The 19,163-nt window shown below is 40.9% G+C and carries 19 protein-coding genes; all 19 read right to left on the reverse strand.

The window, feature by feature from the left end:
- The 19 genes from PQ511_RS22105 to PQ511_RS22195 all read right to left on the reverse strand — a co-directional run bounded on the left by PQ511_RS22105 (position 1) and on the right by PQ511_RS22195 (position 19,005).
- On the reverse strand, positions 1-1,593 hold the full coding sequence (locus PQ511_RS22105; protein ID WP_273854093.1) for a putative polysaccharide biosynthesis protein: 1,593 nt from the start codon (positions 1,591-1,593) through the stop codon (positions 1-3).
- Positions 1,594-1,789: 196 nt separating this feature from the next.
- Entirely contained in the window at positions 1,790-2,320 is a 531-nt protein-coding gene (spoVT, locus tag PQ511_RS22110; RefSeq protein ID WP_226660107.1) for a stage V sporulation protein T, read from the reverse strand.
- 151 nt (positions 2,321-2,471) lie between these two features.
- Entirely contained in the window at positions 2,472-6,005 is a 3,534-nt protein-coding gene (gene mfd / locus PQ511_RS22115) for a transcription-repair coupling factor (protein ID WP_273854094.1), read from the reverse strand.
- Positions 6,006-6,214: 209 nt separating this feature from the next.
- On the reverse strand, positions 6,215-6,445 hold the full coding sequence (fin, locus tag PQ511_RS22120; RefSeq protein WP_273854095.1) for an anti-sigma-F factor Fin: 231 nt from the start codon (positions 6,443-6,445) through the stop codon (positions 6,215-6,217).
- A 58-nt stretch (positions 6,446-6,503) separates the two neighbouring features.
- Positions 6,504-7,061: an aminoacyl-tRNA hydrolase gene (gene pth, locus PQ511_RS22125; RefSeq protein WP_273854096.1), complete on the reverse strand. Its 558-nt coding sequence runs from the start codon at positions 7,059-7,061 to the stop codon at positions 6,504-6,506.
- 121 nt (positions 7,062-7,182) lie between these two features.
- Complete coding sequence (locus tag PQ511_RS22130) at positions 7,183-7,833, reverse strand: 50S ribosomal protein L25/general stress protein Ctc (RefSeq protein ID WP_273854097.1); 651 nt, start codon at positions 7,831-7,833, stop codon at positions 7,183-7,185.
- A gap of 77 nt (positions 7,834-7,910) precedes the next feature.
- Positions 7,911-8,861 (reverse strand): ribose-phosphate diphosphokinase, encoded by a 951-nt coding sequence (locus PQ511_RS22135; protein WP_226660102.1) that lies wholly within the window; start codon positions 8,859-8,861, stop codon positions 7,911-7,913.
- A 105-nt stretch (positions 8,862-8,966) separates the two neighbouring features.
- A complete protein-coding gene (glmU, locus tag PQ511_RS22140) occupies positions 8,967-10,334 on the reverse strand; it encodes a bifunctional UDP-N-acetylglucosamine diphosphorylase/glucosamine-1-phosphate N-acetyltransferase GlmU (RefSeq protein ID WP_273854098.1) in 1,368 nt (455 codons plus the stop codon).
- Between the two features lie 194 nt (positions 10,335-10,528).
- The gene (gene spoVG, locus PQ511_RS22145; RefSeq protein WP_098445913.1) at positions 10,529-10,819 is read right to left on the reverse strand and encodes a septation regulator SpoVG; all 291 of its coding nucleotides are present in this window, start codon (positions 10,817-10,819) and stop codon (positions 10,529-10,531) included.
- A 199-nt stretch (positions 10,820-11,018) separates the two neighbouring features.
- Positions 11,019-11,393, reverse strand: a complete 375-nt coding sequence (locus PQ511_RS22150) for a RidA family protein (RefSeq protein ID WP_273854099.1) — start codon at positions 11,391-11,393, stop codon at positions 11,019-11,021.
- Entirely contained in the window at positions 11,390-12,244 is an 855-nt protein-coding gene (purR, locus tag PQ511_RS22155) for a pur operon repressor (protein WP_273854100.1), read from the reverse strand. Before purR ends, PQ511_RS22150 begins: the two co-directional genes overlap by 4 nt.
- 61 nt (positions 12,245-12,305) lie before the next feature.
- Positions 12,306-13,175 (reverse strand): 4-(cytidine 5'-diphospho)-2-C-methyl-D-erythritol kinase, encoded by an 870-nt coding sequence (ispE, locus tag PQ511_RS22160; RefSeq protein ID WP_273854101.1) that lies wholly within the window; start codon positions 13,173-13,175, stop codon positions 12,306-12,308.
- Between the two features lie 161 nt (positions 13,176-13,336).
- Positions 13,337-13,519: a small, acid-soluble spore protein, alpha/beta type gene (locus PQ511_RS22165; RefSeq protein ID WP_098445909.1), complete on the reverse strand. Its 183-nt coding sequence runs from the start codon at positions 13,517-13,519 to the stop codon at positions 13,337-13,339.
- A 134-nt stretch (positions 13,520-13,653) separates the two neighbouring features.
- On the reverse strand, positions 13,654-13,911 hold the full coding sequence (gene veg, locus PQ511_RS22170; RefSeq protein ID WP_098445908.1) for a biofilm formation stimulator Veg: 258 nt from the start codon (positions 13,909-13,911) through the stop codon (positions 13,654-13,656).
- Between the two features lie 266 nt (positions 13,912-14,177).
- The gene (yabG, locus tag PQ511_RS22175; RefSeq protein WP_224591293.1) at positions 14,178-15,056 is read right to left on the reverse strand and encodes a sporulation peptidase YabG; all 879 of its coding nucleotides are present in this window, start codon (positions 15,054-15,056) and stop codon (positions 14,178-14,180) included.
- Between the two features lie 169 nt (positions 15,057-15,225).
- Entirely contained in the window at positions 15,226-16,101 is an 876-nt protein-coding gene (gene rsmA, locus PQ511_RS22180; protein WP_273854102.1) for a 16S rRNA (adenine(1518)-N(6)/adenine(1519)-N(6))-dimethyltransferase RsmA, read from the reverse strand.
- The gene (gene rnmV, locus PQ511_RS22185; RefSeq protein ID WP_273854103.1) at positions 16,098-16,655 is read right to left on the reverse strand and encodes a ribonuclease M5; all 558 of its coding nucleotides are present in this window, start codon (positions 16,653-16,655) and stop codon (positions 16,098-16,100) included. Before rnmV ends, rsmA begins: the two co-directional genes overlap by 4 nt.
- A 145-nt stretch (positions 16,656-16,800) precedes the next feature.
- Entirely contained in the window at positions 16,801-18,072 is a 1,272-nt protein-coding gene (locus PQ511_RS22190) for a G5 and 3D domain-containing protein (protein WP_273854104.1), read from the reverse strand.
- Between the two features lie 162 nt (positions 18,073-18,234).
- Positions 18,235-19,005: a TatD family hydrolase gene (locus PQ511_RS22195; protein ID WP_273854105.1), complete on the reverse strand. Its 771-nt coding sequence runs from the start codon at positions 19,003-19,005 to the stop codon at positions 18,235-18,237.
- Positions 19,006-19,163 lie beyond the last annotated feature (158 nt).

The raw sequence follows: 19,163 nt of genomic DNA on the forward strand, positions 1-19,163 counted from the left end.
TCAGGCTCCTTTCTTTAATTTAGTTTGAAATAACGAAATCTTTTCACCTTTAGGTAACTGCATCAACTCTTTTTCTGTAAATACTTCCAGAAAGATTGCTGCGATACCAAACGTAAGCCCTCCTGCAATCGCTCCCGCAAGAGCCGAGATGCTCGACAACCCTCTTGAGAGGAACGACGGAATAAAGAATTGCAGAAGCATGACAGTGACACTCATAATCAATACAGCCGCTACAGCGCGCATTAAATAGAAAGGATATGGCATCAGTCCGACTTTAAGATGCACAGCAGAAATAGTAAGCCCTGCAACAACTGCAAAGCCAATGACTGTAGCAACTGCAGCCCCATTAATGCCTACTAGCGGAATCAGAATGAGATTTAATAGACCTTTCACCAGAATGCCAATGACTGCATAACGAGCAGCATTTCTTGCTAAACCAACCCCCTGCAATACTCCTGCTGCCGTCATTGAAAGCGAACTAAAAAATATGGCAAATGCAAGGACACTAAGCGTAGATGAAAGGGACTGATCTTTAAATAACATGACATTTGTTTCCTTCATAATGATAGCAAGCCCAGCGGAAGCTGCAAGCCCAATAACAAAACTAATTTTTAGAGAAAGGCCAGCCTTATTTCGAATGAAATCCTTTTGGTTTTCAGCTGATGCTTTCGAAATTACCGGTACGATTGACAATGAAAGCGAGGTGGCAAGCACCGTTCCCACCTGCATGAGCGGCTGGCCGCGATCAAATATTCCCTTTGTCTCACGAGCCATTATAGAGGAAAGGCCATGCTCCATTAGTCCGGGCACGATCGTTAAAGCATCCATTAGCTGAAAAAGCACCATGACAAGGGCGCTGACACAAATCAGCGTCCCTTCCATTAAAATTCTACGCGCGACGCCAAAAAAACGAACGAAGTGGGTTTTCATTGAGTGCAAACGGATTGGCTCATGTCGATAGCGAAGAACCACCAGCAAAATAAATGCTGAAATCCCTCCTATTAATGAACCAAGTGCAGCCCCTGTACCTGCAGCGTATGCGTCTGCACCACCAGCAACGAGACTGATGGATATGGTAAGAATAGCAAGCACGCGAACAGATTGTTCGGTCACTTGTGACCATGCGGTAGGCACAACATTTTCTTGCCCTTGAAAATACCCTCTAATTGACGCAATTCCTGGCATAATTAGAAAAGAAAATGCTGTCATCCGCAGTGGCCCAATTAATTGACGGTCCTCCATTAATAGTGAAAGTAAAGGAGCGACTGCATAGAGAAGAAGAAAGCCAGTTAAACCAAGCAAAGCAAGTACGTAAAAGCTATAACGGGAAAGCTCTTTTGCTTGATCATAATCGTTTTTGGCAAGCTTTTCAGAGATAAGTCGTGAAATAACGACAGGAAAACCATATGTAGCGAGAATGATGGCAATGGAGTAAAACGGATAAATTTGTTGATACACATAAAAACCAATGTCACCGGTAATATTCTGATAAGGGATTCGGTACCCAACGCTCAGCACCTTCATGAAAAGAGCAACTGCAGTAAGCAAGAGCGCGCCGTGCCAGAACCCTTTGGGATTTTCTTTTATTTTCATACACACCTGCCGAGTATACCTATTTATGTACGAATTATATCATATGAAGAAAGATGGGAAACTTTTGAAATACGATAAAAGAAGCTCACGCACCTAGTACACACGGGAAAAGCGGAGGACCTCGGATGGAGCGGTGGTTGACGTTCGCTTTTTATTTTTAAACAGAGAAAAATGGAGGCAGCTGCCTCCATTTTCGTTACTGTTCCATTTGCCTTGCAAGAAATCCTGCTGCTGTTTCGGATAGCTTCTGTTCCAATTCCGTCACCTTTTCATCTTCTTTTGCAAGTAAGATGACCGTACCAATTGGGTCGCCATTCGCTATTATCGGAGCAATCACATGTCCTGTTTCAACAGGCACTCCTTCAATGAGTTCAGACTTACTTTCATTTAGTAAACATCTTCGTTCATTCATCGCTTTTTCGACAGAGTCGCCAATGCTTTTATTTAAGTACTCTTTCTTAGGACCACCCGCAGCTGTAATGTAAACGTCACGATCAGAGATAAGGGCAATATGCCCAGAGTGCTCCGCAAGAGACTCTGCATATTCTCTTGCAAAATCGCCAAGTTCACTGATTGGTGAGTACTTTTTGAGAATAACCTCACCTTCACGATCAACAAAAATTTCTAGTGGATCGCCTTCTCTAATCCTGAGTGTTCTGCGAATTTCTTTCGGGATGACAACACGCCCCAAATCATCAATACGACGCACGATACCTGTTGCTTTCATCTAAGTTGCCTCGCTTTCTGGAAGTTGTAGGTGATTGCTCCAATCACTTTTTCTATTGCATGTTCTACAATATGTTTCCATTAGTATCGTTTCGACGTATGAGTTCTATTCACAAACCTGTCAAAATTATGAGTTTCCTCCAAAATCGACTTTAATTCGCATTCATTGGCTGCTTTTTTGCTCCTTTTACTTTCTTTAAGACTTTTTCAACAAGCTGAAGATGCCCCTTTGTTTCAAGGCCTCTTCCCTTCACAACTACCTTTACTTTATTACCATCTGCACCCAGGGAAAGCTTATTTCCAAATTCATTCGCAACCTCAAAGATCGTTTCTCCCCCAATTGCTTCTCGTGCCGATTCATGGAATAGCAGCTGTATATCTTTCTTACTTCTACCTACTTTTTCAACCTTTACTTCTTTGGCCAGTTCTTTCATTCGTGAAACCTGGAAGAGATACTCGACCTCCTCTGGGAAATCTCCAAATCGATCCATCATTTCATCTTGTAAATCCATAATGTCTTTCAGTGATTCGATTGAGCGGAAACGTTTGTACATATCAATTTTCTGCTTCTCATCGTTAATATACGTACCGGGGATATAAGCATCTACCTCAAGATCGATCTCAACGCTGAACGCCTTCTCTTTCGGTGCATCCCCTTTCCTTTCTTCAATCGCGTCTTTCAACATTTGCGAGTACAGATCAAACCCAACTGAATCGATAAAACCATGTTGCTCTGCACCTAGGAGATTACCAGCACCTCGAATGGAAAGATCTCGCATCGCAATTTTAAATCCTGAGCCTAGCTCGGTAAATTCTTTAATTGCTTGAAGGCGTTTCTCCGCCACTTCGGTTAGCACCTTATCTCGTTGATAAGTGATATAAGCATAAGCCACTCGATTCGAACGCCCAACCCGACCACGAAGTTGGTAAAGTTGAGAAAGTCCCATTTTATCTCCATCATACACAAGCAGTGTATTTACGTTTGGAATATCCACTCCAGTCTCAATAATCGTTGTACTAACAAGCACATCATAATTTCCATCAAGAAAATCAATCATGACTGATTCTAGCTCAGTTTCACTCATTTGCCCATGAGCAAAGCTAACTCTCGCTTCAGGTACGAGAGTTCGAATTTGATCTGTCATGTACTCAATGGACTCCACTCGATTATAAAGAAAGTAGACCTGTCCTCCTCGTGCAAGCTCCCTTTCAATGGCTTCTCGTACAAGCGTGCCGCTGTATTCAACAACATACGTTTGTACGGGGAAGCGATTCTCTGGTGGCGTCTCAATAACTGATAAATCGCGAACACCTAACATCGACATATGAAGCGTTCTAGGAATTGGCGTTGCTGTAAGAGTTAACACATCAACGTTCGCTTTTAATTTCTTGATTTTCTCTTTATGCGTTACCCCAAACCGCTGCTCTTCATCGACAATAAGCAAGCCCAGGTCCTTATACGCAACGTCTTTCGATAAAAGTCGGTGTGTGCCAATCACAATATCAACCGTACCATTCTTCACACCTTTTAACGTCTCATTCTGCTCTTTCCTTGAGCGGAAACGGCTTAATAAACCAATGTTAATCGGGTGATCCGCAAAACGCTCCTGTATCGTTGCAAAATGCTGCTGAGCAAGAATAGTCGTCGGTACTAGAAAAGCCACCTGTTTGCCATCCATGATGGCTTTAAATGCAGCTCGAATACTAACCTCAGTTTTCCCATAGCCAACATCACCGCACAGCAGTCGATCCATTGGACGCGTTTTTTCCATATCTTCTTTAATTTCTTGTATCGCTCTGAGCTGATCATCCGTTTCTTGATAAGGAAAAGCAGCTTCAAACTCTCTTTGCTCTTCTGTATCTTTTTCAAAGCTATGGCCAACACTTGCCTCACGTTCGGCATACAACTTAATTAAGTCATCTGCAATGTCTTCAACAGAAGATTGTACTTTCCGCTTCACTTTCTTCCATTCTGTTCCGCCAAGCTTGTAGAGCTTTGGTTCTTTTCCTTCAGAACCGACGTATTTCATGACCTGATCAATTTGTTCAACCGGTACATACAAATTGTCATTCCCTGCGTAGCTCACATAGAGGTAATCTTTATGAATGCCACTTACTTCTAATGTGCGTATGCCTAAATATTTGCCTATTCCGTGGTTCACATGAACAATGTAATCGCCCACCTTTAATTCCGAATAGCTTTTGATTCGTTCGGCATTCGACATTTTTTGAGAACGTCTTGGCTTTTTCGATTGTTTTGTGAACACTTCTGCTTCTGTTAGCACAGCAAGTTTCTGCATCGGAAGTTCAAATCCACCGTTCAAGCTGCCGATTAAAATCTGAGGCTGCTGATGGGAGATCGGCGTATCCTGTTCCACCATCATCGCATTGATCTCATAATCTTCTAGAACTCGCTCAAGTCGCTTTCTTCGCTCCTCAGTTGCGGCTAGAAAAACAATCGCTATCCCACTTTTTTTCCATCGTTCGATTTCGCTGCTTAATACTTTCATTTGCCCATGGAAATTCTGCATCGCTTTACTTGTAACATTAATGATATTCTGTGGGTTGGTATATGGAACGTGTCGTAAGAAAATGGATAAGTATATGGTGGAGTGCACCGGCTTCGCAAACAACGTATCGTAAGATCTCGATAAGGAAACAGATGAAACAATTTCTCCCTGGTTAAGGAGCGCGGTTTGCCACTCTGCTTCTTCCTTATCCAAATCAGATGACATTTCTTGGATTCGGCTTACTTCATCGAAAACAACAAGGCCATCTTCTGGTAAATAATCTAGTAAACTTGCAGGCTGATCGTAATAATAATCCATATACTTGATCATACCCTGGAAATTTTGCTCATTTTTAAGCTGATCAATTTCATGCGTAATGTTCTCGTGCATCGCTTCTTTTACTTTCTGATCTTTCACTTTTTTTAGAGATGCCTGCAACTCTTTTTGAAGACGCTCTGCCCCTATTTTATAGTTTTCAGGAAATAACACGACTTCGTCTGCAGGACCAATTGTAATACGGTCTGTTTTATTTGCAGATCGTTGTGACTCAATATCAAAAAAACGAATGGAATCGACTTCTGTATCAAATAATTCAATTCGAATTGGACTGTTTTCCGTTAACGGATAAATATCCATAATACCGCCTCTAACACTGAACTCACCTGGTGAAGAAACCATTGGTACACGTTCATAGCCCATAGCTACAAATGTGGAGAGCGTTTCCTCTAGAGGAATATCGTCGCCGACAGTAAAGGAGATCTGGCTTTTCTCCCAGATGTTTTTTGGCGGAAGGTACCTTCTAACGCCCGAAATCGGGGCAATAACGATACCGTTTTTATTTTTCATCCAATAATTTAAAGCTTCCATTCGTTGCCCTCTTAATTCAGGACTTGCAATGGCAATTTCTGACGAAATGAGTTCATTTACCGGATATAAGTAAACTTCCTCTTGAGAGACAAGCTCACACATATCTTCATAGAGCTTCTGAGCTTGATACAAATTGTGGGTAATAATGAGTTGAGGACGCTTCGTTTCATGATAGAGAGAGGCCATTAGAAGCATCCGAGCAGAACCAGCTAGCCCTGCAACAAGTTGTTCTTTAAGCCCCTCTTTCACCCCGGCGAAAACGGACTGAAATTCATCGCCCTTACTAAAATATTCTCTTAAGCCTAACATCGGTAAGTTTTTCTCCCCTCTCACTATGAAAAGTGCAAGCGTGTCGTACAACGTATTCAAACACTAGCACCGCTTTAATATGCAAAAAGACGATAGTAGTGCGTAAAAAACGTCTTACAGAAGCTAACCTTCTCTAAATCCTATTTTTCTATAAATCGATCGGTTCCTTTTTTAACGCAAAAATGCTTTGGACGCACTCCCAAAGCTTCTTACTGAATAAATGTATCAAGCTCATGAAAAGATGGCGTTCGCTCCATGGCTTCATGACAGTCTTCACAAATGGCTTTTACTTCAATTGTTCCATCAGGATGATAATGAACCATTGCCTGGCGCTCCTTCTCAGTGAGCTGTTGAAATCCTAGTTCGTCTACTGTGTGGTTTTGTTGAGACAATCTCCCAATCTCCGTTCCACAATGACGACATACGTAATGAATATCCATAAAGAATCCTCCCTGTCCCTTATCTTTTACTAGTATGGACGGAAGAATAGCAGGATATTCAAGCGTTGTACTGATTCATTACTTCTGGAAATGAGGATGTTGTCCAGGCTTCACAAGCTTTTACAGTCTGTTCGATAGCAAGTTGAATTGGCTCTGCTTCTTCTTTTGAAAAAGGTTTTAATACATAGTCAATCACCGTTTGGCGTGCCGATCGATCAATTCCAATGCGTACTCTCTTAAATTCCTGAGTATGAAGGTGCGTAATAATCGACTTCATTCCATTGTGTCCACCAGCGCTACCTTTTTGACGGATACGGACTTTACCAGTCGGAAGGTCCAGATCATCATAAATGACGAGCAAATCTTCTACATCAATATTAAAATATTCCATCAAAGGACGCACTGATTCTCCAGATAAGTTCATAAAGGTTTGCGGTTTTAAAAGGTAAACCGCTTCTCCATTCACCATTCCTTTACCGTATATACCTTGAAACTTTTTTTGATCTAAAGCAATTCCCATCTCTTTTGCAAGCTGGTCAATTGCCATAAACCCTACATTATGTCTTGTATTATCGAATTTCTTTCCCGGATTACCGAGGCCAACAATTAATTTCAACGGATGATGCCCTACCTTTCATTGCTTTTCTTCTATCGTATCAAAAATCCATGTACTTATTCACCTGTAGTTTCTTTATCTTGAAAAAAAGACGTAACCCGTTCGGTTACGTCGTTGAAAATTATTCGGTTTTTGTTGTTTCGTCTCCAGCATCTTCTTGCTCTGCTGGTGGCTCTTCTGCCACTTCATCAGCTTCTTCTTCGTCTTCAGCAGGTTCTTCTGTTGGAGGAACGATGGAAGCGATTGGCTCTTCAGCATCAAGAAGAATTTCGTACTTATCACCTTTTGGAAGATCTCCAGCTTGAACAGCATCACCTATGTTGAGTTCAGAAATATCAACATCAATGCTGTCAGGGAAGTCATTCGGCTTAGCTTTCACAAGAATTTCATGAAGCATCTGCTGAACAACGCCGCCTTCTTTACTTCCTGCAGCTTCACCAGTTAAGTGAACCGGAACTTCCGCTTCCACTTCTTTGTTAAGGTCAACTGAATAGAAGTCAACGTGAAGTACGTGATTTTTAATCGGATCAACTTGCATGTCATATACCATGACAGGATAAGTACCCTGTCCTTCGAAGTTCAATTCAATAACGCCATTTTTTCCGACCTGGCGATATACCTTAATAAATTCAAGAGCGTCAACCTGTACCGGTGCGCTTTTGCGGTCTTTACCATAAAGAACGGCTGGAAGACCTTCTTCAGTTTCACGAAGTGTTCTTAGTTCGCTTCTTTTTGTTGTATTACGATCTAATGCTTTCAATGTTGCTGCCATTATTAATCACCTTCCTGATTAGGTTTTACTCTACTATTATGAATACCCATAATCAGGCGGCAATAAACGTATTTCATTTAATCAAATAATTTACTTACCGAAAGCTGCTCATGAACACGGATGATTGCTTCTCCTAAAAGAGGCGCTACAGAAAGCTGAGTTATTTTATCAATTTGCTTCTCGTTCGGAAGCGGGATCGTGTTTGTGATAGCAAGCTCTTTAATTTTAGAATCATCAATTCGTTCAATTGCAGGGCCTGATAAAACAGGATGTGTACAGCAAGCAAAGACTTCTTTTGCTCCATTTTCAATAAGTGCGTTTGCTGCTAGCGTAATCGTACCGGCGGTATCAATGATATCGTCAATAATAATCGCGGTTTTGCCTTCAATATTACCAACAATATTCATTACTTCAGCGACATTCGGACGCGGGCGACGTTTATCAATAATCGCAATTGGTGCTTTAAGGCGCTCAGCAAGCTTACGAGCACGGGTTACACCACCGTGGTCTGGTGATACAACGACAATATCCTCAAGATTCTTTTCTTCAAAATGCTTCGCGAGTGTAGGTACACCCATTAGCTGGTCAACTGGTATATCAAAGAAACCTTGAATCTGAGAGGCATGTAGATCTAGCGTAATAAGACGAGTTACACCAGCTACTTCAAGAAGGTTAGCTACCAACTTTGCCGTAATCGGTTCGCGAGATCTTGCTTTACGATCTTGACGAGCGTATCCATAATATGGGAGAACGATATTGATTGTTTTAGCAGAAGCTCTCTTTAATGCGTCAATCATAATTAAAAGTTCCATAATATTTTCATTAACAGGAGCACACGTTGATTGAATGACATAGACATCGCAGCCACGAATACTTTCTTCAATGTTAATTTGGATTTCTCCGTCACTAAAACGTACAACAGAACATTTTCCCATTGGAACCCCAATGTGTTCTACAATCTCTTCTGCAAGATCAGGATTCGAATTTAAACTAAACACCTTCAAATTTGGATCTAAATAATTAGCCATCGGCCGGTACCCCTCCATTTATTAATAAGAAAAGCACAATCGTCTTATCTTCTCCTCAAAACTGGAGAAACGTCACAATTTTCATACTTTCTTATCCTTTGAAAATCAGTTATCCTTCTTTTTTGTTACGTAATCTTCTTTATTCGTTTGACGAGAGCGAGCAATTGATAGAGCCTGTTCAGGAACATCATCCGTAATCGTAGAACCAGCAGCTACAGTGGCACCTTTTCCTACTGTGACAGGTGCGATCAAATTCACATTACAACCAATAAAAGCTCCATCTTCAACTTTCGTTAAGTACTTTTTCTGACCATCATAATTGACAGTAATGGAACCACAGCCAAGGTTCACATCTTTTCCGATGTCAGCATCGCCTACATAACTCAAGTGAGATGCTTTGCTTCCTTGCCCCATAACGGCTTTCTTGATTTCAACGAAGTTTCCAATTTTCACCTCATCACCAATTTGTGAGGCTGGTCGAATATGAGCAAACGGTCCAATATTCACAGCATTTCCTACTTCGCTGTCATGAATAACCGATTGTTTCACAACAGTCATACTGCCAACTTTACTATCTTTAATTTCGGTATTGGGTCCGATTTTAGCTTCTTCACCAATGGTCGTATTGCCACTAATGGTCGTTCCAGGATAAATGACCGTGTCTTGCCCAATCACCGCATCCGGAGAAATGTATGTTGCAGCAGGATCAATCAAAGTTACACCATTACGCATATGTTTCTCATTAATGCGTTTTTTCATTGCAACTTCTGCTTTAGAAAGCGCAACACGATCGTTTACTCCCATTGTTTCATCAAAATCTTCTGTTTGGTATGCAGCTACAACTTCACCTTGTTTTTGAAGAATCTCAACAACATCCGGTAGATAATATTCTCCCTGAGCATTTTCATTTTTTACTAACTGAAGCGTTTCAAATAGAGTTTTGTTATCAAAACAGTATGTACCAGTATTTATTTCTGTGACTTGCTGTTCATCATCAGTTGCATCTTTTTGTTCAACTATTCGTTGAACACGTCCATTTTCATCACGAATAATTCGTCCATAACCAAATGGATTATCAGCGTCTGCCGTCAGAATCGTGGCTTTTGCACCCTTCTCCTCATGATATGTCAAGAGAGCATCCATTGTTTCTTTCGTAATGAGAGGAGTATCACCGCATACGACAAGCGTCACGCCTTCATTGTTGGCTAATGTTTCCTGCGTTTGCATGACAGCATGAGCTGTTCCTAATTGTTCTTCTTGGAGGACATAATTGACTCGACTACCAAGTTGATCACGCACTTTCTCAGCACCATGACCGACAACAGTGACAATGTTCTCGAGCTTAAGCTCTTCAAGTTGATCCACAACATGTTCAACCATCGGCTTCCCACAAACGGGATGCAGTACTTTATAAAGCTTTGATTTCATCCGTGTACCTTGACCTGCTGCTAATACAACTGCAAATCTATTCATGTATATGGTTCCTCCATCGCATCCTATTTTTCCACTTTGACTATATCTCAAAAACCCCTCATTTTCAAGGAAGTTCCTTAAATACTCACCATATATGAGGCTGGAAAAGAAAGGTTGGTGAACATTTTGATCATAATCTCCCTTTCCATTTACAACACAAAAAAAGCCCGGTCTATTGACCAGGCTTTTCTCAATTAGGAAGCACCCGCTTCTTCGTAAGCAGCTTCCATTTCACCAACACGATGATATTCAGCTAAAACAGCTGTTTGAATCTTTTCCCTTGTATTCGAGGAAATTGGATGAGCGATATCGCGAAACTCTCCATCTGGAGTTCTTTTGCTTGGCATCGCTACAAACATGCCGTTATTCCCATCAATAACACGGATATCATGAACAACGAATTCATGATCCATAGTGATGGAAGCGATTGCGCGCATGCGTCCTTCCGTATTCACACGACGTAGGCGAACATCTGTAATTTCCAACTTGAGTGCACCACCTTTTTCCATTAATTAGAGCATATATGCACTATTCAACTTTTAGGCAATAATTCCTTCTTCTAAATATAAAAAATGTTATAAAAATTCAATATTAACCGTTTACATATTCCATGTTCGACACTAGACGAAGAATTCAAACAAGGAATAAAAAAGACGCACTCAGTGAATGAGTACGTCTACTTGGTTAGCCAACTAAGGCAATCACTTCAATTTCAACAAGAGCATCTTTAGGAAGGCGCGCTACTTCAACACAGGACCTTGCTGGCATGTGTGTATGAAAGTATTCGCCGTAAATTTCATTAATCGCTCCAAATTGCTCCATGTCTTTAATATAAACAGTGGTTTTTACAACGCGATCGAGTGATGTTCCAGCAGCTTCCAGAACGGCCTTCACATTTGAAAATACTTGGTGAGTCTGCTCTTCGATTGCGCCATCAACGAATGTACCATCTGCTCGTAATGGAATTTGACCTGAGCTGTAAAACAGGTTATTAACAATCATCCCCTGTGAATAGGGACCAATGGCTTCTGGTGCTGATTTCGTGTAGACAGTTTTCATTCCTTCTCCACTCCTTCAGTTAATCGCGTAAGAAACTCTTTATAATTGCCTGGTGCTACCTGAATTGAACGCTCTTTCATATCAACTCCACCCAGGTTCATCATTGAAACATACTCTTCAACTAGACGTTCTTCTCCTTCACCCTCTGCTTCTACAAGAACGCCGATTCCGGCTACGTCAGCCTGAAACTCTTCAAGGAGATTCACCATTCCTTGTATGGTTCCACCAGCTTTCATGAAATCATCAACGATTAAAACGTTTGCGCCAGGCTTTAAGCTTCTACGAGCAAGCGCCATTGTTTGAATACGTTTGGATGAACCGGATACATAGTTGATGCTTACCGTTGATCCTTCTGTTACTTTGCTATCTCGTCTAACGATGACCACAGGGACGTTGAGATGACTGGCAGCTGCATACGCAAGGGGGATTCCTTTCGTTGCAACAGTCATCACACAATCAATTTTACGATCAGCAAACACAGATGCAAAGAGGCGCCCCACTTGATTCATAATTTCCGGATTACCAAGGATATCGGTTAAATACAAATACCCTCCCGGAAGAAGGCGGTCAGGGCTTTCTAGAAAGTCACACAGCTCTCCAACGACTCTGTCAGCTTCTTCATCGCTAATGAGTGGCATATAGCGAACGCCACCAGCTGCACCTGGAACCGTCAATAATGAGCCAACACCCTGCTGTTCAAAATTCTCTTTAATAATAACCAAATCTTCGCTAATCGATGATTTAGCTGCGCCATAGCGCTCTGAAAAATAAGTTAGTGAAACTAAGCGGTGTGGATGCTCTAACAAATATCTTGTCATATCCACTAGCCGAGAACTCCGTTTCATCTTCATAGAAGAACCTCCAAAAAATCCGAATAATTACTCATAATATATCACTAATGTACGGATTTATTCAAGGGTTCTTCTCACCTAACAGTCGAACTGCATAAACTTGACCACAAAAGCCTCGTAATCCATTGTAAATTCGCTGCATTCTGGATTCATGACGTGTAAGTCCAAAGACGGTTGGCCCACTTCCACTCATAAGGACGCCATCGGCCCCTAGACTTTCCATTTTCTCTTTAATTTGACGCACTTCTGGATGGAGTTTTAAAGTCACATCTTCTAAAACATTTCCAAGTAGGTCACAAATGCCTTCATAATTTTTATCTTCAATCGCCTGCATCATTCCTCTTACATCAGGATGATTCATTTCATTTGTTCGTAGTCGACGATATACCTCTGCTGTCGATACGCCTATTGATGGTTTTGCGAGAATCACCCAGCACGGTGGAGGGGCATCAATGGGTTGTATAATCTCGCCTCTTCCCTTCGCAAGGGCTGTACCACCATATACACAAAACGCTACATCTGAGCCAATCTCAGAACCAATATCAGCAAGTTGATCATAAGAAAGCCCTAATTCCCAAAGTTCATTAAGACCTCTTAACGTAGCGGCCGCATCGCTACTTCCCCCAGCTAGACCAGCAGCCACAGGGATTTGCTTATCGATTTTAATCGCAATGCCCTGGCGAATGTTAAATTTCTTTTTTAAAAGGGCAGCCGCTTGAAATGCTAAATTTCTTTGATCATCTGGCACAAAGCCACTGGTGGATTCAATAATAATTTCATTTCGTCTTAGCTCCGTTAACTCAAGACGATCGGCCAGATCCACATTCGTCATAACCATTTCCACTTCATGAAAGCCATCAGGTCGTTTATGAAGCACATCAAGTGCTAAATTGATTTTCGCCGGGGCTTTCACACTCAATTTTTTTCTCATCTCGTTCACCTACATTTTCGTCCTACCGTTCGACATTTTAACTTACTGTGAATTATTGTAACACAATAAGCCTAAAAGAAAGAAACAGATTAAGAGTAGCCTTTGTCCCTCCCAAAAAAAAAGAACCCCGGCTATTCACCAGGGTTCAATCGTCACAGGGTTCAGTGTTTTTGTTGGTTTCCAAGTTGCTCTTCCGCTAGTTGAATGGCACGCTTCACGATGTTACCTGCATCGCGAGCTTTTATTCCACCCCAACCTTCTTTCTGAACCGTATCATAAAAGCCAAGCTCTTTCGCAATTTCTTCCTTCAAATGATCAGACATAATCCCTCTACGTCTCGCCATGCGAATCAAGCTCCTTTCTATCCTGTGACACACTTAGTGTGAGGATTGAAAGCAAGCAATATACGATGAATATGTAACCAACTAAGGGAATAAATCTTTCTCAAGAAAGCAAAAAAGCAGTTAGACTGATTGCCTTAACCGCTTACTGCCGCTTGTTCTTCATTAAATGTAATTTGTACTGTATCTGTAAGAATATCTGTGTAGCTGTACGACACACGCTCAAATGCGTTGGTGTCCTGATCCAGCTTAACTATGAACACTGCCGGGTAGGTTTCTTCAAGGATGCCTGAACGTTGAATTGTCTTTCTGCGACCTCCGTTTGCCTTTAAGGTCAACCGTTTGCCAACCTGAGATTGTAACGTTTGTTTGATCTCAATAATCGTTTTTGCCATCGGAACCTCCACCTCACTTAGACAAATTATAACATCTTTTGCATCATCTTGTCAAATAAAACTTAAATTATAACAACGAAGCAAAAACAATGTCAATTGTTATTTACTAATGATGTGCATTTTTATTATTTCTTAATTTGTCGAAAAATATGTATTAGTGATGAAACCTGTTTATTTAGAAGCGTTTTCTTCGTGAAATGCAATACGCTTTTTAATATGGCCTAACAAAAAAAGAAAACGGATGAGGTTCGTTCCCATCCGCTCTTTCACTCTGAATAATCCTCGTTTTCTTTCATTGGCATACCAGTCCGCAGTATTCCTTTTGTTTCAACGCCTCCCAGCCCATCTTCACCGGTTAACGTATTTCTTAAGGCGTCCCACACGTTTACATGGTCTGTAAATGATGTAAGGGCGATTTTAGATACAATAAAAACAGGATCAAGCATATGAATGTTAATACGTGAAGGCGAACTTGCAAAATTCGCACCAGCTCGTATTAACGATTCAAAGTGAGATTGGCACGCTCCTGCAAAAATAACAAGATGATCAAGATTTGGAAAAACGCTTCTCACTTCTTTTACAGCACGAACAAAGTAACGTGAATTGCGATAAGACTGCAGATCTTTCTTTTCACCTTTATGCTTCATGTAAGCATCATGTCCCGTAATCACTAAAATATCTGGCCTTACATTGTTAACTAATTTAATGATATTCTCAGGAATTTCACTTTCTTTCATGTACAACCCATAGACCGGTACCCCTAGCCGTTTATACATCTCCAGACATTTGCTTAGGTAAAGCGGATCGCCATCAATGTGAAGAATTTTACCAGGCAGTTCAAAAAAACTCGTTTCTTTCTTAAAGTGACTGGTAGCCGAATATTCACGCTTCATTCGTAACAGCTGATAATCTTGCCTGAATAAGCGAAATGAATAGTCCTCTTTTTCTTTCGACTGCTCTCGCCTCATTTTATGTTCACTCGAGTCAATTAATACAAGATCATCGAATGGGGCATCCGCAATGAGCCTCATATCTTCTCCCACAAGTTCTGCTGACTTGTTCGACTCATTTAACCTTGTTACTCGAAAAATTAAATCACAGCCATATGAACGTCTGGCAACGATATCTCCTTCTTTCATCGTCATCTCTTCCCTCCACGCCGCTTGACCTTTAGACAAAACGTTAGCTCCTTTTTCTACTATATGAGAAGTTTTTGAAAAGATGATTTTTCTAGACTTGATTGGAGATCCCTAGAGTTATTTCACTGCAAAAATGTAATTGGAAATAAAAAAACACCAATCGGTGTTTTTTACATTAGCTTTTTCTTTTGTAAAATGCATTGCTCAATGCCGCAAATTCTTCCATCGAAAGTGTTTCGCCACGACGTCTTCCATCAATCCCTGTTTCCATTAATACTTCTTCAATCATTGGCTTCTCTTCTTTGCTCAATAAATTATTCTGCAAGTTATTCAATAAGGTCTTTCTTCGCTGACCAAAACTTGCTCGAATCACTTCGAAGAAATAGGCTTCGTCTAATAGGTCAACAGGGGGCTCGTTACGTAATTCTAAGTGCAGAACCGCTGAATCAACATTTGGTTTAGGAACAAACACCGTTTTTGGTACAGTTAAAGCGGTTTTTGCTACTGCATGATATTGTACAGCCAGCGAAAGAGAGCCATACTCCTTCGATCCCGGCTTGGCAGCTATCCGCTCAGCTACTTCCTTCTGAATCATAACGACAATCCCACGAACCGGAAGCTTCTCTTCTAATAACTTCATCAGAATCGGAGTGGTTACATAATAAGGGAGATTCGCCACCACCATTAAATCCTGACCCTCTTCGAATTCTTCGGCAATCACTTGATGGACATCCGCTTCTAACACATCCGTATGGCGAATATGAACGTGTGGATAAGGGGACAGCGTATCATCCAGGATTGGGAGAAGTCGCTGGTCTATTTCAAAGGCAACTACCTTCTTTGCTTGTTTCGCAAGTTTCTCAGTTAATGCACCAATTCCGGGACCAATTTCAATGGCCCCAGATTCAGGCGTTAAATCAGCCTGATCGACAATTTTAGTTAGAACATTTGAATCGATAAGAAAATTTTGGCCAAGGCTTTTCTTAAAAGTAAATCCATATTTCGCTAATATTTCTTTCGTTCTAACGGGTGTGGATATTTCTTTATTCATTTCTCTTCCTCCTGTAACACTTCTTCGAGTGCTTCACGAAACTCTTCTCGTGATATTTGAAACATTTGAAGTCGCTTGAACAGCTGTTTTCCATTCATATAACCCATCTGTAACTGCTCACCAAGGGCTTTTCTTCTCTCCTTGGCACGATCCCCCACCACTAGTCCTGCGGCGATGAGATCTTCCCATTCAATTAATACGTCCGGTGTCTCAAACTCTTCTCTAACGGAAAGAATGGCTTCTTGAATATCTTGAATAGAAGCATGCTCAATCCCAACCTTTTTCCCATTTGATGAAATCGCAAGCTTTTTATTCAGAAAAGCATGCTTACAGGATGGAAGACGCTCGCTTATAATCTGTCTTATACGCGTCCCAGGATAGTCAGGATCTGTAAACACGATGACGCCCCTTCTCTTCCAAGCCAGTTCAATTCGTTTGAGCGTGTCTTCACTAATTTCAGATCCATTTGTTTCAAGCGTATCAGCATCTACAGCACGTTTCACGGCCAGTGTATCGTTCTTACCCTCTACGATAATAACTTCTTTTACTTTCACTCTATTTCCTCCATCAGACGCAACCGAATCTATTTATACTACTTTAATTTTTTTAGTTTTCCTCATTGAGCTTTTCTTTATCATACAAAAAACACAGAGGGAGATTTGCCTCACTCTGTGTTAATAGCATATCATAGATCGATCACTAGTCGAGAATCGTTATTTGAACAGTCTTATTTCCCCAAGCGTAAGCCGCTGACTTCGAGGAGAAAAAGACGTCAATTTTGTTTCCTTTAATTGCCCCTCCTGTATCCGCAGCAATCGCCGTTCCATATCCCTCAACGAACACTTTTGAACCAAGGGGAATAACGCTTGGATCTACTGCAATCACTTTCGCATTTGGGTTTGATTTTAAATTAAACCCTGTCGACGTAATCCCTGAACAACCTGCACAATTTGCAGTATAAGCGGTTGTTGATACGTTTAAGACTTTACCAGACGGTTCACTTTTAGGTTTTGACTGGGCTTTCTTTGTTTCAGGCTTGCTAGATTTCGGTGATTTAGAAGATGTCGAAGGCTCATTACTTGTCTTAACGGCCGTTTGCGTAATCACTTGTGTGCCAACTGCAACGATTTGGTCACTGCTTTCTTTCACTACATCGGTTTTCACTAGTTCACGAGAAACTTCTTTGCCATTTTCTAAAACCACTTCATAATGTTTCTCTTGCTTGCCTTCTTGTCCATTTTCTACTACTTTTTCAGTGCCTCTTTGCATGGAGCTATCATTCTTTTTAACAGTTGCATAGTCGATTGGTTCTTCCACTACATCGGTGACCTTTTCTACTCGAATCACGTTAATTTCCGAGTTCGCTTTTACATCCTCATCTTTGCCCGGTTCTACGCGATCAAGTTCTCCAAGTTGAATGTTCTGCTGTTCTAAAAAGCCAGCGACCGTAGTCGAAGTTGTCCAAAGATCTTTTCTCTTTCCACCGTCATTGACTGCGACTTTAAAAGCCTCATCAACGGCAATCGTCATATTTTCCTTTAATTTATCTTCAAGTGAAACAGACATTTCGTCATGATTACCTAGTTCAATATGCTGGTCTTTCAGAAAGTCTTCAACTGTATCTTCTGTCGACCATACCTTTTGGGTATTACCATTAACCGATAATGTCACTTGAGTAGCAGGTTTCCACTCAATTACGTCGCCTGCATTCAACTCTGCTGATAAGTCATGACTTAAATAATCATGAGTCTTAGGGCTTAAATCCTCATCACTTAATAACTCCGCAACTGTATCTGCATGTGTATCTACTAACTTCTCTTCCCCATCAAGGACAAGTGTTACAGAAGCTTTTGTAGTTTCAAACACGATAAAGCCGGAGACTAATCCTAGTACAATTACACTTAAGCAAATCATGAATACATTCTTTCCGCCTTTTAGACGAGCAAAAAAGTTTTCCATGTTCGATTTCATTGTCATAGATCCTCCTTGAACCGACTGTGTTTCTTAAAGAAAAGCTTCTCACTTATCCCTTTTGCAAGATTAGTAGTTATACGATCTACTATTCCTTATACAGGGAAGATGTTTTTTTCCAAAAAGCTTAAGATCAATTCTTTTTAACGACAACGGTTTTAATTAGCGATTAATTCCGAAGAGGTTCATCGCATTTTCAGATGTTCTTTTTGCTAATTCTTCATAGTCCATTTCCTTTAATTCTGCAATTTGCTCTGCAATGAGCTTCACGTACGCAGGTTCATTACGCTTACCACGGTTTGGGTGTGGTGCAAGGAAAGGGCAATCTGTTTCAATCAGCAAACGGTCAATCGGTATTTCTTTTGCAACTTCTTTAGGTAGTTTCGCATTCTTAAATGTCACTGGGCCACCAAGAGAAATGTAGAAATTCATTTCAAGGCACTCGTTTGCCTCTTCTACAGTTCCAGCGAAACAGTGCATAATGCCGCCTACTTCTGCAGCATTTTCTTCCTTCAATACATCAATGACATCTCTCGTCGCTTCACGATTATGTATGATGATCGGTAAATTCACTCGTTTCGCAAGCGCAATTTGCTTACGAAAAACCTCTTTTTGTATGTCATGAGGTGACTTGTCCCAATGGTAATCAAGTCCCATTTCGCCGATTGCAACGACTTTTGGATGACCCGCAAGTTCTTCAATCCAATCAAGGTCTTCCTCTTTCATGTCAATTGCATCAACAGGGTGCCAACCTACTGCTGCGTAAAGAAAATCATACTTTTCTACAAGCGCCATAGCCTGTGTAATGGTTTCACGATCAAAACCAACCACAACCATTTTACTGACTCCTGCTGATTGAGCTCGCTCAATCACCTCTTGTTGATCTTCGGAAAATTGTTCAACATTCAAATGTGTATGCGTGTCGAATAACATGTCAAAACTCCTTCTCCGCTCTAGTACGATGCTAGTGTACCAAACGTCCTAGTTTTTTTCTAAGTCTAAACAGTTTCATTTTAATTACAATTTGTTTACAACGAACACAAAATAAGTTAGAATATTCTGTATATTATAGTCTTTTGTGTGATTTCTCT

Source organism: Guptibacillus spartinae (assembly GCF_028610625.1).
Taxonomy (GTDB): domain Bacteria; phylum Bacillota; class Bacilli; order Bacillales; family Guptibacillaceae; genus Guptibacillus; species Guptibacillus spartinae.

Bases quoted from the DNA above. Each gene is read 5' to 3' on its own strand.
- PQ511_RS22105 (WP_273854093.1), bottom strand. From the start codon at position 1,593: ATGAAAATAAAAGAAAATCCCAAAGGGTTCTGGCACGGCGCGCTCTTG.
- spoVT (WP_226660107.1), bottom strand. From the start codon at position 2,320: ATGAAAGCAACAGGTATCGTGCGTCGTATTGATGATTTGGGGCGTGTT.
- mfd (WP_273854094.1), bottom strand. From the start codon at position 6,005: ATGTTAGGCTTAAGAGAATATTTTAGTAAGGGCGATGAATTTCAGTCC.
- fin (WP_273854095.1), bottom strand. From the start codon at position 6,445: ATGGATATTCATTACGTATGTCGTCATTGTGGAACGGAGATTGGGAGA.
- PQ511_RS22130 (WP_273854097.1), bottom strand. From the start codon at position 7,833: ATGGCAGCAACATTGAAAGCATTAGATCGTAATACAACAAAAAGAAGC.
- PQ511_RS22135 (WP_226660102.1), bottom strand. From the start codon at position 8,861: ATGGCTAATTATTTAGATCCAAATTTGAAGGTGTTTAGTTTAAATTCG.
- glmU (WP_273854098.1), bottom strand. From the start codon at position 10,334: ATGAATAGATTTGCAGTTGTATTAGCAGCAGGTCAAGGTACACGGATG.
- PQ511_RS22150 (WP_273854099.1), bottom strand. From the start codon at position 11,393: ATGAAAACTGTCTACACGAAATCAGCACCAGAAGCCATTGGTCCCTAT.
- purR (WP_273854100.1), bottom strand. From the start codon at position 12,244: ATGAAGATGAAACGGAGTTCTCGGCTAGTGGATATGACAAGATATTTG.
- ispE (WP_273854101.1), bottom strand. From the start codon at position 13,175: ATGAGAAAAAAATTGAGTGTGAAAGCCCCGGCGAAAATCAATTTAGCA.
- PQ511_RS22165 (WP_098445909.1), bottom strand. From the start codon at position 13,519: ATGGCGAGACGTAGAGGGATTATGTCTGATCATTTGAAGGAAGAAATT.
- veg (WP_098445908.1), bottom strand. From the start codon at position 13,911: ATGGCAAAAACGATTATTGAGATCAAACAAACGTTACAATCTCAGGTT.
- yabG (WP_224591293.1), bottom strand. From the start codon at position 15,056: ATGACGATGAAAGAAGGAGATATCGTTGCCAGACGTTCATATGGCTGT.
- rsmA (WP_273854102.1), bottom strand. From the start codon at position 16,101: ATGAATAAAGAAATATCCACACCCGTTAGAACGAAAGAAATATTAGCG.
- PQ511_RS22190 (WP_273854104.1), bottom strand. From the start codon at position 18,072: ATGAAATCGAACATGGAAAACTTTTTTGCTCGTCTAAAAGGCGGAAAG.
- PQ511_RS22195 (WP_273854105.1), bottom strand. From the start codon at position 19,005: ATGTTATTCGACACGCATACACATTTGAATGTTGAACAATTTTCCGAA.